Annotated in this window: 27 protein-coding genes; 17 read left to right on the top strand and 10 right to left on the bottom strand. The window is 65.6% G+C overall.

Features of this window, described 5'->3' with window-relative positions:
• The first annotated feature begins 129 nt into the window (after positions 1 to 129).
• Entirely contained in the window at positions 130 to 600 is a 471-nt protein-coding gene (locus tag P2869_RS09190) for a universal stress protein (RefSeq protein WP_126877379.1), read from the top strand.
• A 45-nt stretch (positions 601 to 645) separates the two neighbouring features.
• Here the strand turns inward: P2869_RS09190 and P2869_RS09185 are convergent, their stop codons facing one another.
• From P2869_RS09185 to lexA, 3 genes are read right to left on the bottom strand one after another with little or no spacing between them, the layout of a single operon-like run.
• Entirely contained in the window at positions 646 to 1,275 is a 630-nt protein-coding gene (locus P2869_RS09185) for a DUF2939 domain-containing protein (RefSeq protein ID WP_277598091.1), read from the bottom strand.
• 56 nt (positions 1,276 to 1,331) lie between these two features.
• Positions 1,332 to 1,682, bottom strand: coding sequence for a hypothetical protein (locus P2869_RS09180; RefSeq protein WP_277596267.1), 351 nt, complete (start codon positions 1,680 to 1,682; stop codon positions 1,332 to 1,334).
• A 27-nt stretch (positions 1,683 to 1,709) separates the two neighbouring features.
• A complete protein-coding gene (gene lexA, locus P2869_RS09175) occupies positions 1,710 to 2,360 on the bottom strand; it encodes a transcriptional repressor LexA (RefSeq protein WP_277598090.1) in 651 nt (216 codons plus the stop codon).
• 343 nt (positions 2,361 to 2,703) lie between these two features.
• Here lexA and P2869_RS09170 point away from each other — a divergent pair, with 343 nt between their 5' ends.
• From P2869_RS09170 to P2869_RS09145, 6 genes are all read left to right on the top strand, one after another.
• Positions 2,704 to 3,801, top strand: a complete 1,098-nt coding sequence (locus P2869_RS09170) for a sulfate ABC transporter substrate-binding protein (protein ID WP_277596266.1) — start codon at positions 2,704 to 2,706, stop codon at positions 3,799 to 3,801.
• A 231-nt stretch (positions 3,802 to 4,032) separates the two neighbouring features.
• On the top strand, positions 4,033 to 4,947 hold the full coding sequence (cysT, locus tag P2869_RS09165) for a sulfate ABC transporter permease subunit CysT (protein ID WP_277596265.1): 915 nt from the start codon (positions 4,033 to 4,035) through the stop codon (positions 4,945 to 4,947).
• A complete protein-coding gene (cysW, locus tag P2869_RS09160) occupies positions 4,944 to 5,981 on the top strand; it encodes a sulfate ABC transporter permease subunit CysW (protein ID WP_277596264.1) in 1,038 nt (345 codons plus the stop codon). The genes cysT and cysW overlap by 4 nt, the downstream gene beginning before the upstream one ends.
• The gene (locus P2869_RS09155) at positions 5,982 to 7,040 is read left to right on the top strand and encodes a sulfate ABC transporter ATP-binding protein (RefSeq protein WP_017776726.1); all 1,059 of its coding nucleotides are present in this window, start codon (positions 5,982 to 5,984) and stop codon (positions 7,038 to 7,040) included.
• Positions 7,041 to 7,099: 59 nt separating this feature from the next.
• On the top strand, positions 7,100 to 8,026 hold the full coding sequence (locus tag P2869_RS09150) for a CysB family HTH-type transcriptional regulator (RefSeq protein ID WP_017776727.1): 927 nt from the start codon (positions 7,100 to 7,102) through the stop codon (positions 8,024 to 8,026).
• A gap of 179 nt (positions 8,027 to 8,205) precedes the next feature.
• A complete protein-coding gene (locus tag P2869_RS09145; protein WP_277596263.1) occupies positions 8,206 to 9,234 on the top strand; it encodes an asparaginase in 1,029 nt (342 codons plus the stop codon).
• Between the two features lie 367 nt (positions 9,235 to 9,601).
• Here the strand turns inward: P2869_RS09145 and P2869_RS09140 are convergent, their stop codons facing one another.
• The 3 genes from P2869_RS09140 to gcl all read right to left on the bottom strand — a co-directional run bounded on the left by P2869_RS09140 (position 9,602) and on the right by gcl (position 13,189).
• Positions 9,602 to 10,510 carry a 2-hydroxy-3-oxopropionate reductase gene (locus P2869_RS09140; protein ID WP_017776729.1) on the bottom strand — a complete coding sequence of 303 codons (909 nt, stop codon included), beginning with the start codon at positions 10,508 to 10,510 and terminating at the stop codon, positions 9,602 to 9,604.
• A gap of 63 nt (positions 10,511 to 10,573) precedes the next feature.
• The gene (gene hyi, locus P2869_RS09135; RefSeq protein ID WP_277596262.1) at positions 10,574 to 11,368 is read right to left on the bottom strand and encodes a hydroxypyruvate isomerase; all 795 of its coding nucleotides are present in this window, start codon (positions 11,366 to 11,368) and stop codon (positions 10,574 to 10,576) included.
• 45 nt (positions 11,369 to 11,413) lie between these two features.
• The gene (gene gcl / locus P2869_RS09130) at positions 11,414 to 13,189 is read right to left on the bottom strand and encodes a glyoxylate carboligase (RefSeq protein WP_026121836.1); all 1,776 of its coding nucleotides are present in this window, start codon (positions 13,187 to 13,189) and stop codon (positions 11,414 to 11,416) included.
• A gap of 196 nt (positions 13,190 to 13,385) precedes the next feature.
• On the opposite strand from gcl, the gene P2869_RS09125 reads away from it, so the two are divergent.
• From P2869_RS09125 to P2869_RS09080, 10 genes are all read left to right on the top strand, one after another.
• Positions 13,386 to 14,327 (top strand): LysR family transcriptional regulator, encoded by a 942-nt coding sequence (locus P2869_RS09125; protein ID WP_277596261.1) that lies wholly within the window; start codon positions 13,386 to 13,388, stop codon positions 14,325 to 14,327.
• 288 nt (positions 14,328 to 14,615) lie between these two features.
• Positions 14,616 to 15,317, top strand: a complete 702-nt coding sequence (locus P2869_RS09120; protein ID WP_277598089.1) for an RNA polymerase sigma factor — start codon at positions 14,616 to 14,618, stop codon at positions 15,315 to 15,317.
• Complete coding sequence (locus tag P2869_RS09115) at positions 15,307 to 16,479, top strand: zf-HC2 domain-containing protein (RefSeq protein ID WP_277596260.1); 1,173 nt, start codon at positions 15,307 to 15,309, stop codon at positions 16,477 to 16,479. Before P2869_RS09120 ends, P2869_RS09115 begins: the two co-directional genes overlap by 11 nt.
• 302 nt (positions 16,480 to 16,781) lie before the next feature.
• The gene (gene rpsF, locus P2869_RS09110) at positions 16,782 to 17,153 is read left to right on the top strand and encodes a 30S ribosomal protein S6 (RefSeq protein WP_017776736.1); all 372 of its coding nucleotides are present in this window, start codon (positions 16,782 to 16,784) and stop codon (positions 17,151 to 17,153) included.
• Positions 17,154 to 17,201: 48 nt separating this feature from the next.
• Entirely contained in the window at positions 17,202 to 17,501 is a 300-nt protein-coding gene (gene priB, locus P2869_RS09105) for a primosomal replication protein N (RefSeq protein WP_017776737.1), read from the top strand.
• A gap of 2 nt (positions 17,502 to 17,503) precedes the next feature.
• Positions 17,504 to 17,779, top strand: a complete 276-nt coding sequence (gene rpsR, locus P2869_RS09100) for a 30S ribosomal protein S18 (protein WP_017776738.1) — start codon at positions 17,504 to 17,506, stop codon at positions 17,777 to 17,779.
• 31 nt (positions 17,780 to 17,810) lie between these two features.
• A complete protein-coding gene (gene rplI, locus P2869_RS09095) occupies positions 17,811 to 18,263 on the top strand; it encodes a 50S ribosomal protein L9 (protein ID WP_017776739.1) in 453 nt (150 codons plus the stop codon).
• Between the two features lie 222 nt (positions 18,264 to 18,485).
• Positions 18,486 to 19,871, top strand: a complete 1,386-nt coding sequence (locus P2869_RS09090; RefSeq protein ID WP_017776740.1) for a replicative DNA helicase — start codon at positions 18,486 to 18,488, stop codon at positions 19,869 to 19,871.
• Positions 19,872 to 20,007: 136 nt separating this feature from the next.
• Entirely contained in the window at positions 20,008 to 20,634 is a 627-nt protein-coding gene (locus P2869_RS09085) for a DUF47 domain-containing protein (RefSeq protein ID WP_026121837.1), read from the top strand.
• A 12-nt stretch (positions 20,635 to 20,646) separates the two neighbouring features.
• Positions 20,647 to 21,657, top strand: coding sequence for an inorganic phosphate transporter (locus P2869_RS09080; RefSeq protein ID WP_017776742.1), 1,011 nt, complete (start codon positions 20,647 to 20,649; stop codon positions 21,655 to 21,657).
• 28 nt (positions 21,658 to 21,685) lie between these two features.
• Here the strand turns inward: P2869_RS09080 and P2869_RS09075 are convergent, their stop codons facing one another.
• From P2869_RS09075 to P2869_RS09060, 4 genes are all read right to left on the bottom strand, one after another.
• On the bottom strand, positions 21,686 to 22,492 hold the full coding sequence (locus tag P2869_RS09075; protein ID WP_017776743.1) for an SDR family oxidoreductase: 807 nt from the start codon (positions 22,490 to 22,492) through the stop codon (positions 21,686 to 21,688).
• Positions 22,493 to 22,580: 88 nt separating this feature from the next.
• Positions 22,581 to 23,816, bottom strand: a complete 1,236-nt coding sequence (locus P2869_RS09070) for an NlpC/P60 family protein (RefSeq protein WP_277596259.1) — start codon at positions 23,814 to 23,816, stop codon at positions 22,581 to 22,583.
• 268 nt (positions 23,817 to 24,084) lie between these two features.
• Entirely contained in the window at positions 24,085 to 25,941 is a 1,857-nt protein-coding gene (locus tag P2869_RS09065) for a PhoH family protein (RefSeq protein WP_026121838.1), read from the bottom strand.
• Positions 25,942 to 26,292: 351 nt separating this feature from the next.
• A complete protein-coding gene (locus P2869_RS09060) occupies positions 26,293 to 26,754 on the bottom strand; it encodes a peroxiredoxin (protein ID WP_017776746.1) in 462 nt (153 codons plus the stop codon).
• Positions 26,755 to 26,940 lie beyond the last annotated feature (186 nt).

Below are 26,940 nucleotides of genomic sequence, written 5' to 3'. Positions count from 1 at the left end.
GAAAATGGCCACGGGCAGGCTGCGGAGGGTTGCGCACACCTGGCGTTTTCCAGCCCTTGCAACCGGAATTGCGGCGCACCATGATGAAAGTACGTTCAAACCGCAGGGAAGGCGGATCGGAGAAACATCATGGCGAGCTACAAGAAAATCCTGCTGTGCTACGACGGCTCGCGCGAAGGCCGCAAGGCGCTGCGATGCGGCGCCGAACTGGCACTGGACCTGAAAGCGGAGACCCATCTGCTTTCGGTGGTCGACATGCGTTCCAGCATTGCACAGAGCGCGGGACTCTTGACCGACGTGGCCTGCGGCCGCTTCGAAGAGACCGCGCGGCAAATACTCCAGGAGGGCGTGGACTGGCTGACCGAGCACGGCGTGAAGGCACAGGGCCATTTCGCTTTTGGGCACCCCATCGACGAGATCGCGAATCTGGCCAATGAATTGCAGGCCGACCTGGTCGTAGTGGGGCACCGGTGCCGCACGGGCCTGTCGCGTTGGTGGATGGGAGCTGGCAATACCCAACTGCTGGATCGTGTGTCGTGCAGCATCCTCGTTGCCTGTTCGTCTTCTGCCGAGGAGAAGCAGGAGGCTGCGGCCGCCTAGCCGGGGCGCAGGGCGGGAGCCGTTGATCGCGCGGAGCCAGACGGTTTACCCATTCAGATCCACGGCGGACAGCTTCCACGAGAAAAGGCCATCGCGACGCAGGATGGCGGCATACCGGGTGTCGCCGACGCCGTGCTGGTAGGTCACAACGAACTCGTTGAGGCTGCGGTATCCGGCGGTGGTCTGCGGTGGCTGAGGAGGGGGCGTTTGCGCCTGGGTAGGTGCCTGGGCGGGTGCCTGGTTAGGCGCTTGGGGAGTGGCAGGCACCGCGGGCGTCTGGCCAGTAGAGGGTGCGGTTGATGCGGTGCTGCCGGCCTCAGGGTTCGGCGTGCCGCCCGATGTACCCGCCGGCGGTGGCCGCTCGCCAGGCTGCCCGCGCGGCGGCATGCCATTGAGAATGGCCGCGACGCCATCGGGTGTGGCGTACGCATCCACCAGCGGACCGATCAGCGCAGCACCGATCATCGCGCCGATCACGGCGAACGGGTTGCCGTGCTTTTGCGCGTCGATGCGCCGCATCAGCAGTTCGGTGACCTGCTGTTTGAGACTCACGCGCAGGGCGGGATAGTCGACATAGGCGTTGACCGTCTCGGCGTCGCGCGCGTCCGCGGCACGTTTGAGCCGATCGAGCACGATGTAGGGCGACGCATAGGCGTAACCCAGCACTGCCACCATGAGCAACACGACGGCCGCGACGACGAGTCGCCGCGTAGCGTGCTTTGCCGGCTCGTTCACGCGCCCGCGCCCTGTTCGGCGATGCAATGGTCGATCATGCGGCACACGGCCTCGAACGTTCCCACCATGATGAGCCGCGAAGGTCCGTGATAGACGCGCACAGGGGCACGGCGCGCGGGCTCACTGTGTACACCGGCGTTGAGCGAGACACGGGCGAATGCCGGTTGTGCCGAGGGCAAGGCCGGCAGCGACTCCGCTTCGTTGCCGAAGAGGGGCGCGGTACGCGGTACCGACGCCGCTTCGATAGCGGAAGCAGCGGAAGCGACCGGAATGCAGGGTACCAGCGTGCGCAGGTGACGAAGGCGGCCGAACTGGCGGAAGGGCAGCAGGCGGGCAAGACGTTCCATGAATCTCTCCAGGCGGCGTTCAGATGTTCAGAATTCGGTCGGGCGGATCAGGCCGACCGCAATGCCTTCCAGTGCGAAATCTGCACTGCCGGCTTCCACAAAGATGTTTTCGTAGTCCGGGTTCTCGGCGACCAGCTCGATGCCGTTCGGCCGGCGCTTCAGGCGCTTTACCGTAACGTCGTCGCCCAGCCGCGCCACGATGATCTGGCCGTCTTTTGCCTCGGTGCGTTTTTGCACAGCGAGCAGATCGCCATCGAAGATGCCCGCGTCGCGCATGGAAAGCCCCCGCACTTTCAACAGGTAGTCCGGCTTGCTCGAAAAGAGTGCGGGATCGCAGGCGTAGTGCTGCGAAATATGTTCCTGCGCGAGGATCGGGCTGCCCGCCGCCACACGCCCGATGAGCGGTAGCGAAAGCTGCATGAGGCTGGAGTGCGGCAACGTGAACTGATGCGGCATGTCGTCGACGCCCGGCAGCAGGCGAATGCCGCGCGACGCACCCGCCGCCAGTTCGATCACCCCTTTGCGCGCCAGTGCCCGCAGATGCTCCTCCGCCGAGTTGGCCGAGCTGAACCCGAGTTCTGCGGCGATTTCAGCGCGCGTGGGCGGGAACCCCGTGCGCTCGATGGCCCGGCGAATCAGATCGAAAACCTGCTGCTGTCGTGCGGTGAGTTTGGTCATGGCGCCACTGTATGGATAGACAGGTGACTGTATTTTTATACAGTATCCGGCACTTTTCAAGCGTTACTTGAAGTTCGCGCGGCGAGCCTTCGCCGTAACGCCGGATTACGCCGTTATCGCAGCCGAAAAAACGCCGGAGCGCCCCATCCCGCCGTCGTTACCACTTTTCCGTATTAAAAAATGAAGAAGGATTATTTTTAATCATGAAGGGGTCTCATTAGACTGGTTCGCATCACTTCGAGGCGCGGCCACGCAACGCACGGGCCGCCACGCCACGACACGACACAAGCGCAGACGCAAGGCACAAGCGCAAAGCCAACACGACACAAAACGGAGCAGGCAGATGCAAAACCACACAACGGGGTTCGCCAGGGCAAGCGGTTCCGGGCCCGCGGCGGCACAGGTGGCACAGGTGGCAAAGCGCCAGGTAAAACACTGGATCGCCGCCCTCGGCCTCGGACTTGCCGCAGCGCTGGGCGCGCCGGGGGCTGTCACGACGGCGCACGCGGACACCACGCTGCTCAACGTCTCCTACGACCCCACGCGCGAGTTGTACCAGGACGTCAATCAGGCGTTCGCGAAGGAGTGGAAGGCGAAGACCGGCGAGACGGTGACCTTCAGGCAGTCGCACGGTGGGTCGGGTGCACAGGCGCGTTCGGTGATCGACGGGCTTCAGGCCGACGTCGTGACTCTCGCGCTCGCCTACGACATCGACGCGATTGCGAACAAGGGGTTCATCGACAAGGGCTGGCAGAAGCGCCTGCCCGACAACGCCTCGCCGTACACCTCGACCATCGTGTTCCTCGTGCGCAAGGGCAATCCGAAGCACATCAAGGACTGGGACGATCTCGTGAAGCCGGGCGTGTCGATCGTCACGCCGAACCCGAAGACCTCGGGCGGGGCGCGCTGGAACTATCTGGCGGCGTGGGCCTACGCGCTGCACCAGCCGGGCGGCAACGAGCAGAAGGCGAAGGACTTCATCGCGAAGCTGTATCACAACGCAGGCGTGCTCGATTCCGGCGCCCGCGGCGCGACGACGAGCTTCGTGCAGCGCGGCATCGGCGACGTCCTGATCGCCTGGGAAAACGAAGCATTCCTGTCGCTCAAGGAATTCGGCCCGGAGAAGTTCGAGATCGTGGTGCCTTCGGTGAGCATCCTCGCCGAGCCGCCCGTCGCGGTGGTGGACAAGGTCGTGGATCGGCACGGTACGCGCAAGGTCGCCGAGGCTTACCTGAACTTCCTCTATAGCGAAGAGGGCCAGGAAATTGCGGCGCGCAACTTCTACCGACCGCGTTCGACGAAGGTGCCCGCCGAACTCACGCAGAAGTTTCCGAAGCTGAAGCTCTATACCGTGGACGACACCTTCGGCGGCTGGACGAACGCGCAGAAGACGCACTTTGCCGATGGCGGCGTATTCGATTCGATCTATCAGCCCCAGTAACGGCGGTGGCTGGAGCAGCACGGCGGGAGCAACACAGCAGCACAGCAGCGCGGCACCGAAGAGCAGTCCCGCGGCATCACCAACGCGTATCACGATAAGAGCGACCGGCAGATCGCAGCGACGGGAACGGCAGCAGGGCGCGGGCATCATCGTCCGCGTGCGCGGCCGGCCTCGTCGGCTGCATGACCGGACGTCGATGTAACCCTGAAGCAACCCTGACAGAGCATTGGCATGACGACGTTCACCTTCCGCAAACCGGCGGCGTTGCCCGGTTTTGGCGTGACGCTCGGTATTACGGTGGCGTATCTGAGCCTCGTGGTGCTGATCCCGCTCGCCGCCACGTTTCTCAAGACGGCCACGCTCGACTGGGCGCAGTTCGTGCGCGCGGTCACCTCGCCGCGTGTGCTCGCCTCGTACCGGCTCACGTTCTTCGCCGCGCTGGGCGGGGCCATGATCAACGCCGTGTTCGGGTTTCTCGTCGCATGGGTGCTCGTGCGCTACACGTTCCCGGCGAAGCGCGTCGTCGATGCGGTGGTCGATCTGCCGTTTGCGCTGCCCACCTCGGTGGCGGGCATTTCGCTTGCCGCCATTTACGCGGGCAATGGCTGGATCGGCCAGTTCCTCGCGCCGCTCGGCATCAAGATCGCGTTCACGCCGCTCGGCGTGCTGGTCGCGCTCACGTTCATCGGGCTGCCGTTCGTCGTGCGCACCGTGCAGCCGGTGCTCGAAGACTTCGAGCGCGAGCAGGAGGAAGCGGCGGCGTGCCTCGGTGCCTCGCGCTGGCTTACCTTCCGGCGCGTGGTGTTGCCCGCGGTGCTCCCCGCGCTGTTGACGGGCTTTGCGCTTGCGTTCGCACGCGCGCTCGGCGAGTACGGCTCGGTGATTTTCATTGCGGGCAACGTGCCGATGAAGTCCGAGATCACGTCGCTGCTCATCATCACCAAGCTCGAGCAGTACGACTATGCCGGCGCGACGGCGCTCGCGGTCGTGATGCTCGTGGTGTCGTTCCTCATGCTGCTGCTCATCAATTCGCTGCAGTGGTATCTGCAGCGGCGCACGAGTCGCAGTGCGTCGGCTGCATCGGCGGGGCCGGGCGCGATACCGGCGCTGGGCACTGCATCGCCCGCGACGGGAGGTGCGCAATGAGCGGCAACCGTAGAGCGGCGTCCGCCGTGAGCGCCGCCGGCGGCGCCGCAACCGAGGTGGGCGGCACGACCGGCGTGGGCGCGCGTCGGCCAGACCCCGTCACCGAATCGCGCTTCGTGCGCTGGACCCTCACCGCAGTCGCGCTCGCTTTTCTCGCGCTCTTTCTCGCCGTGCCGCTCGCGGCGGTTTTCTACGAGGCGCTGCGCAAGGGCGTAGGTGTCTACTTCGAATCGCTCGCCGACCCGGACGCGCTTGCCGCCATCCGCCTCACGCTCACCACGGCCGTCATCGCAGTGCCGCTCAATCTCGCGTTCGGACTGGCGGCGTCGTGGGCCATCGCGAAATTCGAATTCAAGGGCAAGGCGCTGCTCACTACGCTGATCGACCTGCCGTTCTCGGTTTCGCCCGTCATTTCCGGGCTCATCTATGTGCTGATGTTCGGCGCGCAAGGCTGGTTCGGTCCGTGGCTGCAAGCCCACGACGTGCAGATCATTTTCGCGGTGCCGGGCATCGTGCTCGCCACGATCTTCGTGACGTTCCCGTTCGTCGCGCGCGAGCTGATTCCGCTCATGCAGGCGCAAGGCAACGACGAGGAAGAAGCCGCGCACGTGCTGGGCGCCTCGGGCTGGCAGATCTTTCGCCGCGTCACGCTGCCGAACATCCGCTGGGGGCTTCTGTATGGCGTGATTCTGTGCAACGCGCGGGCGATGGGCGAGTTCGGCGCCGTCTCCGTGGTGTCGGGACACATTCGCGGACAGACCGACACCATGCCGCTGCACGTGGAAATTCTCTACAACGAGTACAACTTCGCGGCGGCGTTCGCAGTGGCTTCGCTGCTGGCGTTGCTCGCGCTCGTCACGCTCGGCCTCAAGCTGCTTGCGGAGCGGCACATGTCGGCCGAGCAGGAGACGGCGCGCGGCGCGGTGCATGCCGGCGCCGCTGCGCTCGCCAGCGCCAACGCACCCGTATCGAAAGAAACCGCAGCCGCGCCGCGCGTGGCGCTGGCGCGCCCGGTTCATCATGGAGAGCAGTAAATGGGCATCATCGTTCGCAACCTGCAAAAGCGTTTCGGCGACTTCACCGCGCTCGACAACGTCTCCCTCGACTTTCCGCCCGGCGAACTCGTCGCGCTGCTCGGGCCCTCCGGTTGCGGCAAGACGACGTTGCTGCGGGTGATTGCCGGCCTCGAATTCGCCGACGCGGGGCAAGTCGTGTTGCAAGGCCAGGACGTGGCGGCTGTGGGCGCGCGCGAGCGGCAAGTCGGCTTCGTGTTTCAGCACTACGCGCTCTTTCGGCACATGACGGTGTTCGAGAACGTCGCGTTCGGTCTGCGCGTGAAGCCGCGCAAGGAACGGCCTGCGGAAGCCGTGATCCGCGAGAAGGTGCACGAACTGCTGAAGCTCGTGCAGCTAGACTGGCTGGCGCAGCGCTATCCGTCGGAGCTGTCGGGTGGTCAGCGGCAGCGCATCGCGCTGGCGCGGGCGCTTGCGGTGGAGCCCAAGGTGCTGCTGCTCGACGAGCCGTTCGGCGCGCTCGATGCGAAAGTGCGCAAGGAACTGCGCAGCTGGCTGCGGCGGCTGCACGACGATCTGCACATCTCGACGCTCTTCGTCACGCACGACCAGGAGGAGGCGCTCGAAGTGGCAGACCGCATCGTCGTGCTCAATCACGGCCGTGTTGAGCAGGTGGGCAGCCCGCAGGAGGTGTACGACCATCCGCGCACGCCGTTCGTCTACGAGTTCCTGGGGGCCGCGAACCGGCTGCGCGGCAGCGTGGACGGCGGCGGTTTCGTGGCGGAAGGGGCGGTGCAGCCGATCGGCATCGACGCCGCGTTCGAAGGCCCCGCGTATGCGTACGTGCGTCCGCACGATCTCGTGCTTTATCCGCAAGGGGCCGCGCGCGCCGACGGCATCGTCGTGGATGTGAGGCGCGTCGTGCCGCTCGGCGGGTCGGTGCGGGTGGAACTCGCCGCACGCGAAGGCAGCGTGCTCGAAGCCGAACTCGACCGCGAAACGTGGCGCGAGCTGCACCTTGCCGTGGGCGACGGCGCGACCGTCGTGCCGCGCGCGTTGCGCGTGTTTCCGGCTGTTTGAGCCGGTCCGGGTCCGTCCGAACCCATTACTATTTCACTCTGGCAGAACCGGAGACACAGATGAATTTTCAGCAATTGCGCTTCGTGCGCGAGGCCGTACGCCAGAACATGAATCTCACCGAGGTGGCCAATGTGCTGTACACCTCGCAGTCGGGCGTCTCGAAGCAGATCAAGGATCTGGAAGACGAACTCGGCGTGGACATCTTCATTCGCCGCGGCAAGCGGCTCACGGGCCTCACGGAGCCCGGCAAGGCGGTGCACCAGCTGATCGAGCGCATGCTGCTCGACGCCGAGAACCTGCGCCGCGTTGCACGCCAGTTCGCCGACCAGGACAGCGGCCACCTGGTCGTCGCCACCACGCACACGCAGGCGCGCTATGCGCTGCCGAAGGTCGTGCATCGCTTCCGCGAAGTGTTCCCGAAGGTGCATCTCGCGCTGCGCCAGGGCAGTCCGCAGCAGATCGCGCAGATGATCATCAGCGGCGAGGCAGATCTCGGCATTTCCACCGAGGCGCTGGACCGCTTTCCCGACATCGTGACGTTCCCGTGCTACTCGTGGCATCACGTCGTCGTGGTGCCGAAGGATCACCCGCTCGTGGGCCGGCCGAACCTCTCGCTCGAAGAGGTGGCGGAGTATCCGATCATCACCTACGACCAGGACTTCACGGGCCGCTCGCACATCGACCAGGCCTTCGCGAAGGCGGGCGCGCTGCCCGACGTGGTGCTCACCGCCATCGACGCAGACGTGATCAAGACCTACGTCGAGCTTGGCATGGGGATCGGCGTGGTGGCGGCGATGGCGTACGACCCGAAGCGCGATACCGGGCTCGTTGCGCTCGACAGCGAGCACCTGTTCGAGGCGAGCACGACGCGCGTGGGCCTGCGCAAGGGCGCGTTCCTGCGCCAGTACGCGTACCGGCTTATCGAGATGTTCGCGCCGCATCTGACCGAAGCGCAGATCGCGAGCCAGTTGCGCGAGGCGGGCTGATGCGGGCGGATTGACGGGCGTGCAATGGCGGCGGCGCGGTTCGCTTGCCGCACCTGTCGGGCCTGCCGCGCCTGGCGTTACGCGCGAGGCGGTTGCAGTGACTCGATTGCTGGACCGCTGCACCGCTGCACCGCCTATGGCCGCGAATCGCCCGCTCGCGTTCGCTTACAATCGCGGCCATGAATACACCTCTCACTTCCCCATCCGCGGCCGCTCGCGCGCTGCCGCGCATCGCGGTGCTCGCCACGGGCGGCACCATCGCCGGGGCCGCGCCGGACGCGGCCAATACCGCGGGCTATCAGGCCGGCGTGGTCGGCGTCGATCAATTGCTCGCGGCGGTGCCGGCGCTCTCGTCGGTGGCGCGCATTCAGGCCGAACAGCTCGCGAGCATCGACAGCAAAGACATGGCGCCCGCGCTCTGGACCACGCTCGCCGAACGCGTGAACGCGCTCCTTGCCAGCGCCGACGTGGACGGCATCGTGATCACGCACGGCACCGATACGCTCGAAGAAACGGCCTACCTGCTGCATCTCACCGTGAAGAGTGCGAAGCCCGTGGTGCTGACCGCGGCGATGCGTCCGTCGTCGGCGCTGTCGGCCGACGGTCCGCTGAATCTGCTCAACGCCGTGACCGTGGCGGCGAGCGCGAAGGCGCACGGGCAGGGCGTGTTGCTCGCCTTCAACAACCGCATTCACAGCGCGCGCGACGTGGTGAAGACGAGCACCTACGCCGTGGACGCGTTCCAGTCGCCCGAGATCGGCGCGCTCGGCTGGGTGCAGGACGGGCGTGTGGAGTTCCAGCGCAGCGTGGTGCGCGCGCATACGATGGCGACGCCGTTTGCCGTCGGCGCGCCATGGCCGCAGGTGGAAATTCTGGCGAGCTATGCAGGCGTCTCGCGCCTGGCCGTCGACGCACTGGTTGTCGCGGGCGTGCGCGGCCTTGTCGTGGCGGGAACGGGCAATGGCTCGATCCACGCCACCTTGCAGCAGGCGTTAGCCGAAGCGGCGGCGCGCGGCGTGGCCGTGGTGCGTTCGTCGCGCGTGGGTTCCGGGCACGTCATGCGCAACGGCGCCGCGCCCGACGACGCAATGGGTTTCGTGAGCGCAGGCACGCTCAATCCCTACAAGGCGCGCGTGCTGCTGATGCTGGCGCTTGCCTCGGGCGCGACTGACAGCGCGGCGCTACAGCGCGTGTTCGATACGTACTGATTGCCGCCCGATTGCGGCCCGATTACCGCCCGATTACCGCTTGATTGCCGCTTGATCACCCGGGCGTTGACGGTATCCGCGCCGGCGGGCGGCTTCGCTTCTTCACTTCGATACGACAAGAATCCGACAGCCGGACACCCGGCGACGACGTCTGACCGACCAAGGCTTCCCCGCCTTCGCCGGGCGCCGCTGCGGACCCCACTGGCCGCCCTCAGCCCAGGGCGGCCCCGATGGCTCCTTCCCGTGCACTTCTATGCACGAGCCGGAGCGCCCCACCTGCAACCGCGGCCGCGTGAGGCGACGGTCGTCTGTCGATGGACGGGCGACGTACGAGACGCCGCCGCCCGCGCAACACATGCAGCCTTGCTCAGGCGGCCTTGGCCTGCTCATCGGGCGCTTGCGCGACCTCGAAGTTGGCCATGATTTCGAGCGCGCGCACCATCGCCGAATGGTCCCAGCCCTTGCCGCCGTTCGCGGCGCACACGCTGAAAAGCTGCTGCGCGCTCGCGGTGTGCGGCAGCGCGATGCCGAGCTTGCGCGCCCCGTCGAGCGCGAGGTTCAGATCCTTCTGGTGCAGTTCGATGCGAAAGCCCGGGTTGAAGGTGCGCTTCGTCATGCGCTCGCCATGCACTTCGAGAATGCGCGACGACGCAAAGCCGCCCATCAGCGCACGACGCACGCGCTCAGGGTCTGCGCCCGAGCGCGCCGCGAACAATAGCGCTTCGGCCACGGCCTCGATGTTGAGCGCCACGATGATCTGGTTGGCCACCTTGCAGGTCTGCCCCGCGCCGTTGTCGCCGATGAGCGAGACGTTCTTGCCCATCAGGTCGAAAAGCGGCTTTGCTTGATCGAAGGCTTTTTGCGGGCCGCCCACCATGATCGTGAGCGTCGCTTCGCGTGCGCCGATCTCGCCGCCTGACACCGGGGCATCGAGATAGTCGCAGCCCAACGCGTTGATGCGCTTCGCGAAGGCCTGCGTTTCTAGCGGCGAAATGGAGCTCATGTCGATCACGAGCTTGCCGGCCGTGAGGCCCTTCGCGACGCCGTCGTCGGCGAAGAGCACGTTCGCCACGTCCGGCGTGTCGGGCACCATGGCAATCACGATGTCCGAGGCCTGCGCGACGGTGGTCGAGTTCTCGACCACGGTCGTTTTCGCGCGCAGATCGTCGGGCACGGGATAAGCGCCGTTCACGAACAGCGTATGCCCGCCCTTGATGAGATTGCGTGCCATGTGCGCGCCCATGATGCCGAGTCCGATGAATCCGATCTTTGCCATGTGTGTCGTTCTCCGATGAATGAATGTCGGTATGGGTTCGTTGAGGTGCGTGCGAAGGCCGCCTCAGGCGGCCACGCGCGTTTGACCGGCGCGCTGCAGCCAGCCGAGGCCTTCCACCGTGGTGGTGCGTGGCTTGTACTCGCAGCCCACATAGCCGGTGTAGCCGAGCGAATCGAGCAGGTCGAACAGGAACGGGTAGTGGATCTCGCCCGTGCCCGGCTCGTGGCGACCGGGGTTATCGGCTAGCTGAATGTGCGCGATCTGCGGCAGGTGTTTCGTGATGGTCGCGGCGAGTTCGCCTTCCATGCGCTGCATGTGATAGATGTCGTATTGCAGAAACAGGTTGTCCGAGCCGACCGCGCGAATCACGTCGAGCGCTTCGGCTGAGCGGTTGAGCGCGAAGCCCGGAATGTCGTAGCTGTTGCATGGTTCCACCAGCAGCTTGATGCCCGCCTTCTTGAGTTCGCCCGCGGCATAGCGGAGGTTTTCGACGATCGTTGCCCGCGCGGTGTCGCGATCCACGTCGGGCGTCGGAATGCCCACGAGGCAGTTCAGCTGCGGCACGCGCAACGCCTTTGCGTATTCGACCGCGCGGCCCACGCCTTCCTGGAACTCGGCGACGCGATGCGGCAGGCACGCGATGCCGCGCTCGCCGGCTTCCCAATTGCCGGCCGGCAGGTTGTGCAGCACGAGACGCAGGCCGTGCTGCTCGAGCCGCGCGGCGAGATCGGCCGCGCTGTACGGGTAAGGGAACAGGAATTCGACGGCATCGAAGCCCGCTTGCGCGGCCGCGGCAAAGCGGTCGAGGAACGGCACTTCGTTGAACAGCATCGTGAGATTGGCTGCGAATTTGGGCATGGTGCGTGGGTCCAGTGGTCGGTCAGAAAGCAGGAGGAAAGCGGATCAGGACAGCACGCCGATCGACGTCGGCGCGTCTTCGGGCTTTTCGGCAAGCGCTTCGAACTCGTTGATCGCATCGATTTCGGTACCCATCGAGATGTTCGTCACGCGCTCCAGCATCACCTCGACGATCACGGGCACGTTGAACTCGCCGAGCATCGACTGCGCACGACGCAGGGCCGGCGCGATGTCTTCGGGCTTGAAGACGCGCAGCGCCTTGCAGCCGAGCCCTTCGGCGACGGCAACGTGATCCACGCCGTAGCCGTTCATCTCGGGCGCGTTGATGTTCTCGAAGCCGAGCTGCACGCAGTAGTCCATGTCGAACGCGCGCTGCGCCTGGCGAATCAGGCCCAGATACGAGTTGTTCACCACGACGTGCACGTACGGCAGCTTGAACTGCGCGCCCACCGCGAGTTCTTCGATCAGGAACTGGAAGTCGTAGTCGCCGGAAAGCGCGACGATGGGCCGGGCCGGGTCTGCCGCGCGCACGCCGAGCGCGGCGGGAATCGTCCAGCCGAGCGGGCCGGCCTGGCCGCAATTGATCCAGTTGCGCGCCTTGAAGACGTGCAGGAATTGCGCGGCCGCAATCTGCGAGAGGCCGATCGTGCTCACGTAGCAGGTGTCGCGGCCGAACACGCGGTTCATTTCCTCGTAGACGCGCTGCGGCTTCACCGGCGTGTTCTCGAAATGCGTGCGACGCAGCAGCGTGCGCTTGCGTTCGAGACATTCGGCGGCCCACGCGCTGCGGTCCTTGAGCTTGCCCGCCGCCTTCCATTCTTTCGCCACGTCGACGAAGAGTTCGAGTGCGGCCAACGCGTCCGACACGATGCCGAGGTCCGGCCCGAACACGCGGCCAATCTGCGTGGGTTCGATATCGACGTGCACGAATTTGCGGCCCTTCGTATAGACCTCGACGCTGCCGGTGTGGCGGTTCGCCCAGCGGTTGCCGATGCCGAGCACGAAGTCCGAGGCGAGCAGCGTCGCGTTGCCGTAGCGGTGCGAGGTCTGCAGACCGACCATGCCGGCCATGAGCGGATGGTCATCGGGAATCGCGCCCCACGACATCAGCGTGGGGATCACCGGTACGCCCAGCGTTTCGGCGAACGCGACGAGCAGGTCTTCGGCGGCCGCGTTGATGACGCCGCCGCCCGAGACGATCAGCGGACGCTCAGCGTCGTTGAGCATCGTGAGCGCGGCTTCGATCTGATGGCGCGTCGCACGCGGCTTGTAGACGGGCAGCGGTTCGTAGGTGTCGATGTCGAACTCGATTTCGGCCAGTTGCACGTCGATCGGCAGGTCGACCAGCACCGGGCCGGGGCGGCCTGAGCGCATCAGGTGAAAAGCCTGCTGGAACACCCGCGGCACGAGCGCCGGTTCGCGCACCGTAACCGCCCATTTGGTGACGGGCTTGGCGATGGATTCGATGTCGACGGCCTGGAAGTCTTCCTTGTAGAGCCGCGCGCGCGGCGCCTGGCCCGTGATGGCGAGAATCGGGATCGAATCCGCCGAGGCCGAATAGAGGCCCGTGATCATGTCCGTGCCCGCGGGGCCCGACGTGCCGATGCACACGCCGATGTTGCCGGGCGCCGCGCGCGTGTAGCCCTCGGCCATGTGGGAAGCGCCTTCCACATGGCGCGCGAGCACGTGGCTGATGCCGCCCGCCTTCTTCATCGCGGAGTAGAGCGGGTTGATGGCGGCGCCGGGCACGCCGAACGCAGTGTCGATGCCTTCCTTTTCGAGCACCAGAACGGCGGCGTCGATGGCTCTCATCCTAGTCATGCGTGTCTCCTGGAGTTCTCAAGATCTGCGAAAGCGGATGGCGCGAATCGCGCGATGGATCACGGGAAGCGCCTGTCGAGAGTCACTTTAGGGGTGCATCAAAGGTTTGATAAGATCAGTGCCGGTCGTTTAATACGAAACAAAAAGTATCGAATGGTGGCGGCTGGTCGAGCCGGCCGCCGCTCAGGAGACGAACATGGACCGCTTCAAGCAGATCGAGACGTTCGTGCGCGTGGCCGAGGCCGGGAGCCTTGCGGCAGCGGCGCTCGAGGAAGGCGTGTCGCCGGTGATCCTCGGGCGGCGTATCGACGCGCTCGAAAAGCGCCTCGGCGTGAAGCTGATGTATCGCTCCACGCGGCGGCTCGTGGTGAGCGAGGAGGGCGCCGCGTTCCTCGAACGCTGCCGCGGGTTGCTCGCCGAATGGGAGCAGGCGGAAAACGAACTGGCGGCCGGCCGGCGCGCGGTGAACGGCCATCTGATCGTCTCGGCGCCCGCGGCTTTCGGGCGCAAGCATGTGGCGCCGCTCGCGCCGGCGTTTCTCGCCGACAAGCCCGGACTGCAGATTTCCTTCAACCTGACCGACCGCGTGGTGGACCTCGTGCGCGAGGGCTACGACCTCTCGATTCGCATCGGCGGCTCGGTGGATCCGAATTTCGTTGCCGTGAAGCTGGCGTCGAACCGGCGCGTGGTTTGCGGCACGCCGGGATACTTCAGCCGCCATGGCCGGCCGAAGACGCTCGAAGACCTGCCGCGCCACAACTGCCTCGCGTTCAACCTGCAGGGCGGCCAGAACCGCGGCTGGTATTTCCGCCGCAACGGCAAGCTCGTCACCGTGCGGGTGGGCGGCACGCTCGACTGCAACGACGGGGAGCTGCTGCATCGCTGGGTGTCCGAGGGGCTTGGCCTCGGCTGGCGGTCCACCTGGGAAGTCGAGGAACAGCTCGCAAGCGGTCAGCTGGAGACCGTGCTCGACGAGTTCGCGCTGCCCGACTACGACATCCTCGCGGTGTACCCGCAGCAGCGTTACGTGCCTGCCCGGGTGCGCTATTTCATCGATTACCTGAAGGACGTCTACGCCCAGCCAGGGTATTGGCGGGGGGCCGCAGCCGCCGGGCCCGGGAATAAACTCGCGGTGTGACCGGTATTGCCGGGTGAAGCGTGGTGCGGATCAGGAGCGACGGGGTGAGGCCGGCGCCGTGAGCCGCGCACGCACGGCGAAACGATGAGCGACCGGAGGGCCGGGGTGGCGCAAACCTTGGACGAGGACAGGCAAGGCGGCGACGTGCACGGCACGGCGGGCGAGGCAGCGCGCGGCGCAGACGTCGGCGGTGACGGCGCTGGCGGTAGTGCGGGCGGTAGTGCGGGCGGTAGTGCGGGTGATACCGGCGCGGCATATGGCGAGGCTGAGCCGACCGCGTCGCACCGTATGGACCGCTCGCCGGACGACGCCTGCTCTGGCGCCCAGGCCGCCGCACGCAGCTTGCGCTTTCAGCAGCTCGCGCTGCCGCATCTGGACGCGGCCTACAACCTTGCGCGCTGGCTCTGCGGCAATCCGAGCGATGCCGAAGACGTCGTCCAGGAAGCCTGCGTGCGCGCGTTCCGCTTCTTCGACACCTTTCATGGCGACAGCGCGCGGCCGTGGCTGCTCACCATCGTGCGCCGCACCTGGTACACCGAGTGGCGGCGCCGCGCCAACACACACGAAGTCGCGCCCTTCGACGACAACGACGGTAACGACGGCGAGATCGCCCTCGACGGCTGGAGCGTGGGTGGTCTCGATCCCGAGGCGTTGCTGATTCGCGAGGAAGACGCCCGGCGCGTGCACGCGGCCCTCGAACAGTTGCCGCCCGAATTTCGCGAGGTGCTGGTGCTGCGCGAAATGGAGGATCTGAGTTACCGCGAGATCGCGGCGATTGCCGATCTGCCGGTCGGCACCGTGATGTCGCGCCTTGCCCGCGCCCGGCGCAAGCTCGCCGCGCTGCTCAGCGGCGCGCCGGGACGGCCGCCGCAGGGGAAGCAAGCGCCGCAGGCAGGCGGCCTCGTAGCGAAGCCCGCCCGTCCGGGCGGCGACGCCGCGCGGCGGGCCCATCCAGACAACACCGCATCGGAGGCCTTCGATGGAATGTAAGGAAGTGCGTCCGCTGCTCGATGCGGATCTCGATCGTGAACTGCCGGCGCTCGAAGCGCTGCGTGTGCAGCAACACGTCGATGGCTGTGCGGCGTGCCGTGAAGCACGCGATGCGCTCGCGGCGCTGGCCAGTACGGTGAGGCGTGGAGGGCACTATTACCGGGCGCCCGAGGCGCTGAGGGCGCGAATCGTCGCGATGCTGCCGGGGGAGGCTCACGCGCAGACACGCGTCCCCATGCCTGCCGCCGTGGCGGGAGCGGACGAGCAGCGCGAACGGCGTGTCGAGCGCGACGGACGGCCCGCATCGGGCGGGCATGAGGACGACGGTGCGAGGGTGGGCGGCGAAGCGGGCTACGGGGACGCGGGCGTCGGTGGCGGAGCAAGCCACGGTGCGAACGACGGTGTGAACGACGGTGTAAACAACGGCGCTAGCCAGGATGGCAGCGGCGTGGGCGCTGCCGTGGTGGGCGGAGCCGGCAATGGCGCACGCGCTCGCCCGCCTTCGCGCGGCCCATTGTCATGGCTCGCTGACGCATTCCGACCCTCCGACGCCGCGGGCGCACGAGCCGGACGGGGAGGTGTGGCCGCCGGAGCAGGCGCGGCAGGCTGGTCGAGCGCCGGGGCCGCGGCCGCTGTGTCGCGCGGGAGCCTGCTCGTCGGCGTGGGCCTCCTGCTCGTGGCCGCGGTCGCGACGACGGTGCTGCTGGTGCGCCGGCCGGCCGAGAGCGGCCTTTTCGTGAACGAACTCGTCGCGAGCCACGTGCGGGCGGAGCTTTCCGGACGGGACATCGACGTGGTCTCCACGGACCAGCACACCGTCAAACCCTGGTTCAACGGGCGGCTCGACTATGCCCCGCCGGTGGAAGATCTTGCGGCCAGCGGTTTCGCGCTCACGGGCGGACGGCTCGACTACGTGGGGCATCGGCGTGTCGCAGTGCTGATCTATCGCTACCGCAAGCATGTAATCGACGTCTACGTGCTGCCCACGTCCGAGGCGGCGAAGCGCGGCGAGAGCGCGCCGCTCGCGACGCAGTCGGACGGCTATGCCGTGCGCCGCTGGCAGGCGGCCGGCATGACGTGGTGGGCGGTGAGCGACGCCGAATCGTCCGTGCTGGCCGGCTTCCAGGCGGTGCTCGCTGCGCGGCTGGGCGGCGGCGCGTGAGGTGGCCCCGCGTGTGAGGTAGCCCCGCGTGTGAGGTAGCCCCGCGTGAGGTGGCCGCGGGCCGCGTAGTGGCCGTGCGACGACCGCTCGGGGCGGCTGAAATCACATCACCATGGCTGCGTTTGAGCCCAACTCGTCCTGCTCGCCCTGTCCGCCCCTCAAGTCCTTGAAAACACGGCTGAATCTCGCGCCCGATTCACCGCAATCCTTGCGTGTTCCAGCCATTCGGGTTACACTCTCCGGCTTCTCACTTGCCACACCGGTTCCGACGCCCGGGTGGCTTCTATCCACAAGGAGTGTGTATGCGTCATTACGAAATCGTCTTCATCGTGCACCCGGACCAGAGCGAACAGGTGCCCGCGATGATCGAGCGGTACAAGTCCATGGTCACGTCGCACAGCGGCCAGGTCCATCGTATCGAAGACTGGGGCCGTCGCCAGCTGGCCTACATGATCGAGAAACTCGCGAAGGCTCACTACGTCTGCATGAACATCGAATGCGACCAGCCCACGCTGGACGAGCTGGAACACGCGTTCAAGTTCAACGACGCCGTGCTGCGCCACCTCATCGTCAAGATGAAGAAGGCTGAAACCGGCCCGTCGCCGATGATGAAGGAAGTGCAGCGCGAAGAAGCCCGCAAGGCGGCTGCCCAGCCTTCCGAAGCGCAGGCTTAAGAGAGCACAAGCCATCAGGGAAGCGTTTCGCTCACGCTCACGGCCCACGTGAACCGGCTGCAGCTCACGGCAACCATCGTTGAACGCGAACCGGTGCGGTACACCCCGGCCGGCGTTCCGATCGCAAGCTGTACGTTGCAGCACCACGCCGAAGTCGTCGAAGCCGGGGTCTCCCGGCAGATCGAGCTGACGATGCCGGCCGTTGCGGCCGGCGAAGCGAGCGGCAAGCTGGAAAGCTGCGAGATGGGCGTCGAAGCGCTCTTCACCGGTTTTCTGGCGAAGAAAAGCCGCAACGCGCGAACCCTGGTGTTTCACATCACAGAACTGCAGTACACAGGAAAGGACTGAACATGGCCCGCCCGACTGGCAAGAAATTCGACAAGCGTCGTCAGCAACAAAACCCGCTCTTCAAGCGCAAGAAGTTCTGCCGTTTCACGGCAGCTGGCGTCGAGCAGATCGACTACAAGGACATCGAAACGCTGAAGGACTTCATCGGCGAAAACGGCAAGATCACGCCGGCGCGTCTCACGGGTACCAAGGCGCACTACCAGCGCCAGCTCGATACGGCGATCAAGCGCGCGCGTTTCCTCGCGCTGATGCCGTACACCGACCAGCACAAGGCTTAACCCGAACGACGACGCAACAAGGAGCATCCGAATGCAAATCATTCTTCTGGAAAAGGTCGTCAATCTGGGTAACCTGGGCGACATCGTTAAGGTCAAGGACGGTTACGCACGTAACTTCCTGATCCCGCAAAAGCAGGCTCGTCGTGCCACGAAGGAAGCGATCGCCGAATTCGAAGTGCGTCGCGCCGAACTCGAGAAGGTCGCCGCTGAAAAGCTGGCAGCCGCTCAGGCACAAGGCGAGAAGCTGGCTGGCCTGACCGTGCAGATCGCGCAGAAGGCAGGCGTGGACGGCCGTCTGTTCGGCTCGGTCACGAATGCCGATATCGCCGAGGCGCTCAAGAAGCAAGGCTTCGAAGTCGAGAAGGCGCAGGTTCGCCTGCCGGAAGGTCCGCTGAAGATGGTCGGCGACCACCCGGTGCAAGTCGCGCTGCACACGGACGTCGTAGTCGACGTCACCGTGTCGGTGCTCGGCGAGCACGTCTAAAGACGGCGGCGGCCGGCCGCGGGCGTTTTGCTTCGCAGACCGGTCGTCAGCATCGCAGCACACGAAGGCAGGAGCCGTTATTCGGCTCCTGCCTTTTTTCTTCTCCGCTTTTTTTCGTTTATCTTCGGCCGCTGCCGGGCTCTGCCCGCCGCTGTCGCACTTCGCTGGGACGGCGCTCGCACAGATTCCCGCCGCCTCTGATTTCGCCGATAATTGCCGACCATGAACGCACCGAAAGATCCCCAAATCGAGTCGCTGAAAGTCCCGCCGCATTCGATCGAGGCCGAGCAGTCGGTGCTCGGCGGTCTGCTGCTCGACAATGGCGCCTGGGACCGGATCGCCGACTTTCTCTCCCAGAGCGACTTCTACCGCTACGACCACCGGATCATCTTCGAGCACATCGGCAGGCTCATTGCCGGCTCACGCCCAGCCGACGTGGTCACGGTGTACGAGGCGCTCGGCACCTCGGGCAAGGCGGATGAGGTCGGCGGCCTCGCCTATCTGAATGCGCTGGCGCAGAACACGCCGAGCGCAGCCAACATCCGCCGCTACGCGGAAATCGTGCGCGATCGTGCGGTGCTGCGCCGGCTTGTGTCGGTGGCCGACGAAATTTCGGCCGACGCGTTTAATCCGCAGGGCAAGGAGGTTCGTCAGCTGCTCGACGAGGCTGAAGCCAAGGTGTTCTCGATTGCCGAAGACGGAGCGCGCGGCACCCAGGGCTTTCTCGAGATCGGGCCGCTGCTCACGCAGGTGGTGGAGCGCATCGACACGCTGTACCACACGGCCAATCCGAGCGATGTGACCGGCACGCCCACCGGCTTCGTCGACCTCGACCGCATGACTTCCGGCATGCACGGCGGCGAACTGATCATCGTGGCGGGCCGCCCCTCGATGGGTAAGACCGCGTTTTCGATGAACGTCGGCGAATACGTGGCGGTGGAGTATGGCTTGCCGGTCGCCGTGTTCTCGATGGAAATGCCGGGCACGCAGCTCATCATGCGGATGCTCGGTTCCGTAGGCCGGCTCGACCAGCACCGCATGCGCACCGGGCGTCTCACCGACGAAGACTGGCCGAAGCTCACGCACGCGGTGCAGAAGATGAGCGAGGCGCAGATCTTCATCGACGAAACCGGTGGCCTCAACCCGATGGAACTGCGCTCGCGTGCGCGGCGTCTGTCGCGGCAATGCGGCAAGCTCGGGCTCATCATCGTCGACTATCTCCAGCTCATGAGCGGTTCGTCGCAGGGCGAGAACCGCGCGACCGAAATCTCCGAAATTTCGCGTTCGCTCAAGAGTCTTGCCAAGGAACTCGACGTGCCCGTCATCGCGCTTTCGCAGCTCAATCGGGGTTTGGAGCAGCGGCCCAACAAGCGTCCGGTGATGTCGGACCTGCGCGAATCGGGTGCTATCGAACAGGACGCCGACGTGATTCTCTTCATCTACCGCGATGAGGTGTACAACCCGGACAGCCAGGACAAGGGCACCGCGGAAATCATCATCGGCAAGCAGCGTAACGGTCCGATCGGCCCGGTGCGCCTGACGTTCCATGGTCAGTTCACCAAGTTCGACAACTTCGCGGGCCCGCAGAATTTCTACGGCGGGGAATGAGGCCGCTTTAGGGTGTTTTTGCGCCACGCCGTGGCAAGAACGCCGCGATACGACATGGGACGGGTGCGTGCCCAAGGCTGCAACGGTACAATATTGCACTTTTGTGTCAGCACCCTGATTCCACTACAGGACTCCCATGTTCGGTCGATTTATGCCCACCGAGGGCAAGTTCTTTGAAATTTTCAACGCCCACGCAGAGCACATCGTTTCCGCAAGTCGGGAGCTCGAGCTTCTGATCGACAACCTCGGGGAAGCCGAGGTCCACAAGCAGAACATCCAGGTTTCGGAAAAGGCCGCCGACAGGCTCACGCACGAAGCAATCGACCTGCTGCACAAGACCTTCATTACGCCGCTCGACCGCGACGAGATCCACAAGCTCATCACCACGATGGACGACATCCTCGACTTGATGGAGGACGTCGCCACGGCAATCTGGCTCTACGACGTGCAGTCGGTCACGTCCGAAGCGAGCCAGCTTGCGCACATCTGCTCGGCCACGAGCGCACAGGTGAAAAACGCGGTCGCGTTGCTCTCGGACATGAAGCAGGCGCGCCAGATTCTCAAGGCGTGCGAGGAAATCGACCGCCTCGAATCCGAAGCGGACGCCGTGCTGCGTACCGCGATGTCGAAGCTCTTCCGCGAGGAAGACGACGTCAAGACGCTGATCAAGCTCAAGGCGATCTACGAGTTGCTCGAGTCGATCACCGACAAGTGCGAGGACCTCGCGAACATTATCGAAGGCATCGTGCTGGAAAACGCCTGAGCGGACTAGACGATGCATTCGATACAACTCGCAATCTGGGCGGTGGCCATGCTCGTCATGATCTCGCTCGTGTTCGACTTCATGAACGGCTTTCACGACGCGGCGAACTCCATCGCCACGGTCGTTTCGACGGGCGTGCTCAAGCCGCAGCAAGCCGTGGCGTTTGCCGCGCTCTTCAACGTCATCGCCTATTTCATCTTTCACCTGAAGGTCGCGCAGACCGTGGGCAAGGGCACCATCGACCCCGGCATCGTGGACCACTACGTGGTGTTCGGTGCGCTGGTAGGCGCGATCGGCTGGAACCTCGTCACGTGGTACTACGGCATTCCGTCGAGCTCGTCGCATGCGCTGATCGGCGGCCTCGTGGGCGCCGCGCTCGCGAAGTCGGGGTGGGGTGCGCTGAACGTCGACGGCATTCTGAAGACCGTGGCGTTCATCTTCATTTCGCCGCTGCTCGGCTTCGTGCTGGGCTCGTTCTTCATGCTCACGGTGTCGTGGATCTATTTCCGCACGCCACCCAGCAAGGTGGACCGGCGTTTTCGCCGTCTGCAGCTGATTTCGGCGGGGCTCTATAGCCTGGGCCACGGCGGCAACGACGCGCAGAAGACCATCGGCATCATCTGGATGCTGCTGATCGCCACGGGCTATGCCTCCGCCACGGCGGATGCGCCGCCCATCTGGGTGATCGGGCTCTGCTATCTCTCGATGGGGCTCGGCACGCTCTTCGGCGGTTGGCGCATCGTGCGCACCATGGGCCAGAAGATCACGAAGCTCAAGCCCGTGGGCGGCTTTTGCGCCGAGACGGGCGGGGCGCTGACACTCTTCATCGCCTCGTCGATGGGTGTTCCTGTCTCGACGACGCACACTATTACCGGCGCCATTGTCGGTGTGGGCGCTACCCAGAAGCTCAGCGCGGTGCGCTGGGGCGTGGCCGGCAATATCGTCTGGGCCTGGGTGCTCACCATTCCGGCGTCCGCGGTGCTCGCTGCCGCGGGATGGTGGCTGGGGCATCGTTTCCTGTAGCCCGCGGCGGGCGGTGGTTGCCGCCCGTTCAGATGAGGGGCGCGGAACCCCCATCCATGGGGATGATTGCGCCCGTTACGTAGCTTGCGCGCCGGCTCGCCAGGAAGAGCGCTACCTCGGCAATTTCCTCCGGCTTCGCGAAGCGCCCGAGCGGGACTTTGCGCTGACCTTGCTCCAGCACCTGGGCCGCGTCCAGGCCTTGCTGTGCGGCTTCGAGCTGAAGCGCCTCCTGTAGCCGCTCGGTGAGCGTAGCGCCGGGGTTGATCGCGTTGATGCGGATGCCGTAGCGGGCGTGATAGTGCGCGAGTCCCACGGTCGCGAGCATCAGCGCCGCATTGGCCGCGCCGCCCGCAATATGGATGTCGCTCGCGATCTTTCCGCCCATCCCGATGATGTTCACGATCGAGCCCGCGTCTTCGGTGCCGGCCGATTTCGCTCGTTCCACCATGCGCCGTAGCACCTCCTGCTGCGTGTAGACGTAGGGGAAATATTTGGCCTCCATGGTCGCCTTGAACGCGGCGGCGTCGAGCGTTTCGGGGTCGTAGCGGCGGGCGGCGCCGGCGCTGTTGACAAGCACGTCGATGGGCCCGACGGAGGTCGTCACGTCTTCCACCAGATCCGCCACGGCGTGCGGCTCGTGTAGATCGGCGCGGGTCAGATGGACGTGCAGACCTTCGGAGGCAAGCTGCTCACGCGCCCGCGCCAGATTCGCGGGATCGCGCGAGACGATCGCGACCTTGGCGCCTTCGCGCCCGAACGCGCGAGCACAGGCGAGGCCGATGCCTTTGCTCCCGCCCGTGACCAGTACCACCTTGTTACGAAGCTCGAGATCCATCGTGTTGACCCTCCGCGCCAGGAACGCTACGGCGCAACGATAGCAGAGGCTGCGGGCAGCCGCGTGCGAGACGGGCGGCGCGTGTCGCTCAGAAGTTGCCGTTGGCGAAGCGCGCGATGGGATCGTCGCTGGATTGCGTGGGCGCAGGCGTGCCGCGCGACGCCGTGGAGGCGCGCATGACCTGGACGTCTGTTGCTTCGCCTGTGGGTCGGGTTTGCTGGGCCTGCTGGGCTTGCCGGACCGCGACGGTGGCCGGCGGAGGCGGCTCGAATGCGTCGGCGGCGGCGTCGATGGGGTCGGCGGCGCGCGCCGCAGTGGCTTGCGCAGGGCGATTACCCGACGGCTCGAAGGCGGTGCCGGCCGCAGGCGCAGCTTGCGGTGCCGACACGGACGGCGCCGCGGCGACGGTCGGCGTGCCCGACGTAGCGGACGAGGGCGACGTGACGGACGCCGAGGGCGCCATCGCGCCTGCCGCCTGAGCTTGTCGCTGCGCGGCGCTCATCTGGGGCGGAGGCGGTTCGAACGCATCAGCTGGCATCGTGGCAGCGGAGGCGGCAGTCACGCTCGTACGACCTGCGTCCTGCGGATACGGTGGATAGGTTTGCGCCGAAGCGGGCGACGGCGCCACGTTTGCCGCGACGCGAGGCTCAGGCGGCGCAACCGCTGCCACGCGAGCTGGTGCGGGCGACGGCGCACCCGCCGCGGCAGCCACCCGCGGCGCCAGACCACGCTGAGGCGGTGTCGTCGAGGCTTCGTAAGCCGGCGCATCGAATGGTGTGGGCGCCGTCTTCGGCGGCGCGACGCGGCGAATGCCGTCGAAGCGCTTTGCCCAATAGGGGTTCGTCAGGTAATCGAGGCGCACCGTGCCGCCCGTGGACGGCGCATTCACGAACCTCAACTTGCCGACGTAGATGCCGACGTGCGAGTGCGGCCGCCCCGTCGTGTTGAAGAAAATGAGGTCCCCCGGGGCGATCTCGTCGGGGTCGACGGATTCACCGCGCCCGCTCATTTCCGCCGTCGTGCGCGGCAGATTCACCGACGCGGCACGGGCGATCACGTAGTGCACGAGTCCGCTGCAATCGAAGCCGCTCTCCGGCGTATTGCCGCCCCAGCGGTAGGGCACACCGACAAGGCTCATCGCCTGGATCGAAATTTCTTCGCGTCCCACGCTGTGATCGACGAAATTCGGCAGACCCGGCGGCCTCGTGCGAAACGCTTCGCCGGATGTACCCGAGCCGCCTGCCGCGCGCGACACGCGCTGCGGAGGGCTCGAACACGCCGCCAGCAGCAATGCGATCAGCAGGACAGTCCAGAGACGGAGCATGGCGGAAGCGGGCGCCTGAGCGGCGCGCGCCGGATACGGGAATGTGCCGATGGTAGCCCGTGCGACGCGGCTCCGGCAAGAAATCCTCATAAGTTACGTGAAGTTTACGCGCTAAGTGTTGTATTGCCGTTCAGTTGGCGGGAGGCGCCGGCGTCGATCCGGCGCCATTCCGGGACGGGCAAAAAAAGAACCGCATCCGGTAACCGGATGCGGTTCCTGGTGAGACTTGCGTTGCCGGGGCAACCGGCAGCGGCAGGGTACGCGCGGCCTACAGAATGTCCGAGGCGTAGTCTGCGAGCCGCGAGCGTTCGCCACGCGCCAGCGTGACGTGGCCGCTGTGCGCCCAACCCTTGAAGCGGTCTACGACGTATGTCAGGCCCGAGCTGCCCTCCGTGAGGTACGGCGTATCGATCTGCGCGATGTTGCCAAGGCAGATGATCTTCGTGCCGGGACCCGCGCGCGTGACGAGCGTCTTCATCTGCTTGGGCGTGAGGTTCTGCGCCTCGTCGATGATCAGGTACTTGTCCACGAAAGTGCGGCCGCGCATGAAGTTCATGCTCTTCACCTTGAGCCGCGAGCGGATCAATTCCTGCGTCGCCGCGCGACCCCATTCGCCGGCGGCGTCGTCGGTCTTCTGAAGCACTTCGAGGTTGTCGTCGAATGCACCCATCCACGGCTGCATTTTTTCCTCTTCGGTACCGGGCAGAAAGCCGATGTCCTCGCCGACAGGCACGGTCGCGCGCGTCACGATGATCTCGTTGTAGCGCTTGTCGTCGAGCACCTGCGCGAGGCCCGCCGCGAGCGCGACGAGCGTCTTGCCCGTGCCGGCCTGACCGAGCAGCGTGACGAAGTCGATTTCCGGATCCATCAACAGGTTCAGCGCGAAGTTCTGCTCGCGATTGCGCGCCGTAATACCCCACACGTTGTTCTTGTGGTGCCCGTAGTCGCGCAAGGTTTGCAGCAGCGCCGTCTTGCCGTTGAGTTCGCGCACGATGGCATGGAACGCCGGCTCGCCGTTCTGCGGCTCCAGGTACACGAACTCGTTGACGAGCATCGACGCGACGAGCGGCCCGGTCACGCGGTAATACGTGGTGCCGGTCTTGGTGTCCTGCCAGCTTTCCATGCCCTTCGCGTGCTTCGTCCAGAAGTCCTGGGGCAGGGCGCGGATGCCGGTATAGAGCAGGTCTTTGTCTTCGAGAACCTGGTCGTTGAAATAGTCTTCCGCGGGCAGGCCGAGCGCGTGCGCCTTGATGCGCATGTTGATGTCTTTCGACACCAGCACGACAAGCTGATCCTGCCGGTCGCGCTGCAGCGCGCGGACCACGCCGAGAATCTGGTTGTCGGCCTTGCCTTGCGGCAGGCCCTCGACGGGTTCGATCTCCGTGAGCTGTGTCTGGAAATACAGGCGGCCCAGCGCTTCGAGGCTGCCCAGGCGCGACAGCGGAATGCCTTCCGTAATCGGCCCTGCGTTCGCGACGAGCGAGTCGAGTGTGCGGCTCACCTGACGCGCGTTGCGTGCGACCTCCGACATCCCCTTCTTGTGGTTGTCGAGCTCTTCGAGCGTCATCATCGGCAGATAGACGTCGTGTTCCTCGAAGCGGAAGAGGCAGGTAGGGTCGTGCATGAGCACGTTGGTGTCGAGCACGAAGAGCTTGCGGACTTCCGTCACCTCTTCGGGGTGAACGCGTTTTTTGCGTGAACCCTGGGCGCGCGGCGCAGCGCCGGCACGTGCCTCGGTCGGCGCGGATTTGCCATCGCGCGCAACCGGTGCGACCGGTCTGCTGGGCGCGAGCGGTACGGCAGGCGCTTCGAGTTCGTCCTCGGCGGCGCGGGTTTGCAGCAACGCGGCCGTCTGTTTCTTGCGGGCACGCGGTGCGGGCGCCACGGGCTCGAGCGCGGCGGCCATGGCGGGCGCCGAAGGCAGGGGCACCTGCCGCAAGGTGGTGGCGGCGTTCGCCGCTTCGGTCATCGGCGTGGCAACGCTGGCCGCGCCGTACTCAGCCGTATCGGTGAATTCCCCTTCGGCTGCCTGCTTCTTCACCGGTTTTGCGGGGCGGGCTTTGGCCTTGTACTCGTCAGGCGACAGCAGGTTGCCGAGTTTGCTGGGTGGGGTAGGCAAAGGCATGGTGTCCCTCGAAAAAATCGGGTCGAGTATCGTGCGCCGTCTGCGGCTTCATGCGAACGCCGGGTTGGCGTTTCATGAAGGCGTATCGCGGCGCGCTCAGGTCTGAAAATGCCGGTTCGCCTGGTTTTCGATGGGCTCCTTGGGAAAAACGCGTGACCGGAGGGGACTCCGGCGGGGCGCAAACAAAAAAGCCGCTGCCCCGGTAAGCGAGGCAAGCGGCTCGACTACTACCATTGTCGCGTCGTACCTCGCGGCATCAGCGTCGGCGGACTGAACGGCCGGACGGCGGCGGGCACGACTGCGAAAAGAATGGGGTGGACAGGCACTCATTGCAACCCAATATAACGCGCCTCAAAGCGCTTGTACAGCCTCCAGGATTTCCTCGACATGGCCCGGCACACGCACGCCGCGCCACGCCTGGCGAAGCACGCCTTGCCCGTCGATGAGGAAAGTGGAGCGCTCGATTCCACGTACCTCTTTGCCATACATTTTCTTCATTTTGATGACGTCGAAGAGCGAGCAGAGCGCTTCGTCGGCATCCGATACCAAGGTAAACGGCAGTTCCAGCTTGGCCTTGAAGTTGTCGTGCGAACGTACACTGTCGCGCGATACGCCCACGATCTCGGCGCCGGCCTTCTTGAACTTCGGATACAGGTCGCGGAACTGCAGGCCTTCGGTTGTGCAGCCCGGCGTGTTGTCCTTGGGATAGAAATACAGCACCACCTTCTTGCCCCGAAGACTGGAAAGCGTGAAATCGCCGCCAGTCGCCTGAGCGGTGAAGTCGGGGACGGGTTGGTCGACTGCGATGGGCACGTGTTTCTCCGGTTGTTGGTTTTATGACGGACATGACGGACGATGTGCGCCGCACGACGGTATCGCGCAGGCCGCACGTCGGGAGCGGGAACGGCCGGCAGGCACGGCGCGTTGCACCTCGATGCGACGCGCGCGTGCTGCGGGGAAACGGGCTTGCTGAAGCGGCGGGATCGACCGGAGATCGAT

The organism is Paraburkholderia sp. SUR17, assembly GCF_029536165.1.
Lineage (GTDB): Bacteria > Pseudomonadota > Gammaproteobacteria > Burkholderiales > Burkholderiaceae > Paraburkholderia > Paraburkholderia kururiensis.
The sequence above is the reverse complement of the archived record's forward strand: the minus strand, read 5'-3'. Positions and strand labels throughout refer to the sequence as shown.

Excerpts from the sequence above, each read along its gene's own strand:
- P2869_RS09085 (WP_026121837.1), top strand. The coding sequence starts at position 20,008 with ATGTTCGGTCGATTTATGCCCACCGAGGGCAAGTTCTTTGAAATTTTC.
- P2869_RS09150 (WP_017776727.1), top strand. The coding sequence starts at position 7,100 with ATGAATTTTCAGCAATTGCGCTTCGTGCGCGAGGCCGTACGCCAGAAC.
- P2869_RS09170 (WP_277596266.1), top strand. The coding sequence starts at position 2,704 with ATGCAAAACCACACAACGGGGTTCGCCAGGGCAAGCGGTTCCGGGCCC.
- P2869_RS09075 (WP_017776743.1), bottom strand. The coding sequence starts at position 22,492 with ATGGATCTCGAGCTTCGTAACAAGGTGGTACTGGTCACGGGCGGGAGC.
- gcl (WP_026121836.1), bottom strand. The coding sequence starts at position 13,189 with ATGACTAGGATGAGAGCCATCGACGCCGCCGTTCTGGTGCTCGAAAAG.
- lexA (WP_277598090.1), bottom strand. The coding sequence starts at position 2,360 with ATGACCAAACTCACCGCACGACAGCAGCAGGTTTTCGATCTGATTCGC.
- P2869_RS09190 (WP_126877379.1), top strand. The coding sequence starts at position 130 with ATGGCGAGCTACAAGAAAATCCTGCTGTGCTACGACGGCTCGCGCGAA.
- P2869_RS09090 (WP_017776740.1), top strand. The coding sequence starts at position 18,486 with ATGAACGCACCGAAAGATCCCCAAATCGAGTCGCTGAAAGTCCCGCCG.
- P2869_RS09140 (WP_017776729.1), bottom strand. The coding sequence starts at position 10,510 with ATGGCAAAGATCGGATTCATCGGACTCGGCATCATGGGCGCGCACATG.
- rpsF (WP_017776736.1), top strand. The coding sequence starts at position 16,782 with ATGCGTCATTACGAAATCGTCTTCATCGTGCACCCGGACCAGAGCGAA.
- P2869_RS09185 (WP_277598091.1), bottom strand. The coding sequence starts at position 1,275 with ATGGTGGCAGTGCTGGGTTACGCCTATGCGTCGCCCTACATCGTGCTC.
- P2869_RS09080 (WP_017776742.1), top strand. The coding sequence starts at position 20,647 with ATGCATTCGATACAACTCGCAATCTGGGCGGTGGCCATGCTCGTCATG.
- rpsR (WP_017776738.1), top strand. The coding sequence starts at position 17,504 with ATGGCCCGCCCGACTGGCAAGAAATTCGACAAGCGTCGTCAGCAACAA.
- P2869_RS09125 (WP_277596261.1), top strand. The coding sequence starts at position 13,386 with ATGGACCGCTTCAAGCAGATCGAGACGTTCGTGCGCGTGGCCGAGGCC.
- rplI (WP_017776739.1), top strand. The coding sequence starts at position 17,811 with ATGCAAATCATTCTTCTGGAAAAGGTCGTCAATCTGGGTAACCTGGGC.
- P2869_RS09155 (WP_017776726.1), top strand. The coding sequence starts at position 5,982 with ATGGGCATCATCGTTCGCAACCTGCAAAAGCGTTTCGGCGACTTCACC.
- P2869_RS09120 (WP_277598089.1), top strand. The coding sequence starts at position 14,616 with ATGGACCGCTCGCCGGACGACGCCTGCTCTGGCGCCCAGGCCGCCGCA.
- hyi (WP_277596262.1), bottom strand. The coding sequence starts at position 11,368 with ATGCCCAAATTCGCAGCCAATCTCACGATGCTGTTCAACGAAGTGCCG.
- P2869_RS09115 (WP_277596260.1), top strand. The coding sequence starts at position 15,307 with ATGGAATGTAAGGAAGTGCGTCCGCTGCTCGATGCGGATCTCGATCGT.
- cysT (WP_277596265.1), top strand. The coding sequence starts at position 4,033 with ATGACGACGTTCACCTTCCGCAAACCGGCGGCGTTGCCCGGTTTTGGC.
- P2869_RS09180 (WP_277596267.1), bottom strand. The coding sequence starts at position 1,682 with ATGGAACGTCTTGCCCGCCTGCTGCCCTTCCGCCAGTTCGGCCGCCTT.
- cysW (WP_277596264.1), top strand. The coding sequence starts at position 4,944 with ATGAGCGGCAACCGTAGAGCGGCGTCCGCCGTGAGCGCCGCCGGCGGC.
- P2869_RS09065 (WP_026121838.1), bottom strand. The coding sequence starts at position 25,941 with ATGCCTTTGCCTACCCCACCCAGCAAACTCGGCAACCTGCTGTCGCCT.
- P2869_RS09070 (WP_277596259.1), bottom strand. The coding sequence starts at position 23,816 with ATGCTCCGTCTCTGGACTGTCCTGCTGATCGCATTGCTGCTGGCGGCG.
- P2869_RS09145 (WP_277596263.1), top strand. The coding sequence starts at position 8,206 with ATGAATACACCTCTCACTTCCCCATCCGCGGCCGCTCGCGCGCTGCCG.